The organism is Vibrio ichthyoenteri ATCC 700023 (assembly GCF_000222605.1).
In the GTDB taxonomy this organism is placed as follows: domain Bacteria; phylum Pseudomonadota; class Gammaproteobacteria; order Enterobacterales; family Vibrionaceae; genus Vibrio; species Vibrio ichthyoenteri.
On record NZ_AFWF01000127.1, the window covers coordinates 1 to 1,749 of the forward strand.

Consider the following 1,749-nt stretch of genomic DNA (forward strand, 5'->3'; position numbering starts at 1 on the left):
GATGCGGATTCTGTTGATCCCCTGCTTCGCTAAACGAGCTGGAAGCGTGAACATCACTCCGTTCTCTATTGCGATGGGTTGCTTTGCGCCGGTCATGATAAAAAACGATGACCACCCAATTGGGCTAAGATGGTGTTGGCAACTTGCAATCTTTCCTCTCTGCTCATCGTGCTGTCTCCGCTCTGAAAAAGGTACAAATCGCAAACACTTCTGGGTCTGCATACAACTCAGGGTGCAAATAGACATCGACGATACAGCCTTGCACGTCCATCACCATCAGCGCCCATAACGTATTGTCTTCACCACAGTAGTAGTGAAACTCACGATACGGCTCTGGGTTGGTTGCCGGTGACACAAAGAGTCCGCCTGACGTTCTCCGCTCAATCAATGTGATCAATTGAGGTTGCCACGCCAGTGCAGGTCGATGCACACGTTGTAAATGACACACTTGCGCCAACATCGAATGGGACAAGGCGAGGTGTGTTTTTAACGCATCACACGGCGGTAAAGTCGCAAGTTGCATGGACAATGCCTGGTAAACCATTTCGGAGTTTACCTTGCCGTCATTGTCAAAATGCAGCTCGCTTTCACTGGCCATGTTATCTTCTAACCAAGCCATAAGTTCGGTGAGGACGTGGTTCATGTTTTTCATCGTTTGCTCCAATTTATATAAAAGGGAGCGTACCGGGAGGCAAGCTCCCGGTTAGGGTGAAAAAATTACAGGCGTATATCACGCATGGTCTGGGCGAGGACATTGAGCGTTAACGCTATGCACTGCTCCAAATCATGTTGTGTTGGGCTTGGATTGCTTCCTAGTCATCGAGATAACTGCTCGGGATAAGCGTTCCCATAGAAAAGATAAAGCTTGTCAGGCTCATCTAAGGAGTACTGCTCCAGATAGCTCTCAGTTACGGGAATGATTTGCTCCAATACCCAAGTGAAAAACTCCACATCACCGCCATGTGAGACTTGCTCAAACAGCACGTGGTTGTTTTCGTGATAGGGAAACCCCTCTTTAAAATACGCAAGGGCTAAGGCAGCCCCTTGTGTGATGGTTTGTGTCATAGTTTGCTCCTATTGGTTAAGTAAGAGCACTTGAGCCTAACAGGGCAACAAGTGCCCTGTCGGGGATTAACGGTGTTGGGTCTGCTTAAGTAACGATTTTGCTAGCGCCACTTCGACACTGTCGCCATCGCTGTTTAGCACATCCAATCCGTTTTCTGGCATTTCACCAGAGGTTGATTGAGTGACCGCAATCTTCTTGGCCATTAAGGTTAAGCACGTCATTTGCGCACTGCCTTGGTAGCCAAGAAAATTGACGTCCACATCGTTTTTCTGACCAATACGCCAACTGCGTCTGGCCGCTTGCATCAGGGTATAGACGTTGTAGCCGGTGTTGGTAAAGACGATGGACGGGAACTCTAAGAGGTCGAGTCCGGTTTTTACCAATTCAGGGTTAGTGATAAGCACTTCAATCCCCCTGTCCACTTGCTCCAATATCCAATCTTCGCGGTCTTCGGTTTTCACGCTGGCACGCAAGATAGCGCATTTCAAACCCTCCGCGCTCAGGAGCGCTTTGAGTCTCGATGCAGTATCTCGCTTGCCCGTGTAGACGGTATAAACCAAAGTCCGCTTCCCCTGAACTTGATTAGCTTTCACCATCTCAATGAGCTGCTGCTCTTTGGGGGTTGGTGTCTGCTCATCAAACAATGCAGGAATGTAGGCCAGTGTCTCGCCAGTACGAGGGTG

General features: G+C 49.1%; 3 protein-coding genes. All 3 read right to left on the reverse strand.

The window, feature by feature from the left end; translation table 11 throughout:
* Nucleotides 1-163: 163 nt before the first annotated feature.
* Nucleotides 164-652: a DUF957 domain-containing protein gene (locus RH85_RS10095; protein WP_006712124.1), complete on the reverse strand. Its 489-nt coding sequence runs from the start codon at nucleotides 650-652 to the stop codon at nucleotides 164-166.
* 164 nt (nucleotides 653-816) lie between these two features.
* The gene (locus RH85_RS10100) at nucleotides 817-1,065 is read right to left on the reverse strand and encodes a hypothetical protein (protein ID WP_006712125.1); all 249 of its coding nucleotides are present in this window, start codon (nucleotides 1,063-1,065) and stop codon (nucleotides 817-819) included.
* A 66-nt stretch (nucleotides 1,066-1,131) separates the two neighbouring features.
* A partial coding sequence (locus RH85_RS10105; protein WP_006712126.1) for a helicase-related protein occupies nucleotides 1,132-1,749 on the reverse strand: 618 nt, incomplete at its 5' end.

Coding starts and splice junctions, on each gene's coding strand:
- RH85_RS10100 (WP_006712125.1), bottom strand. CDS start 1,065: ATGACACAAACCATCACACAAGGGGCTGCCTTAGCCCTTGCGTATTTT.
- RH85_RS10095 (WP_006712124.1), bottom strand. CDS start 652: ATGAAAAACATGAACCACGTCCTCACCGAACTTATGGCTTGGTTAGAA.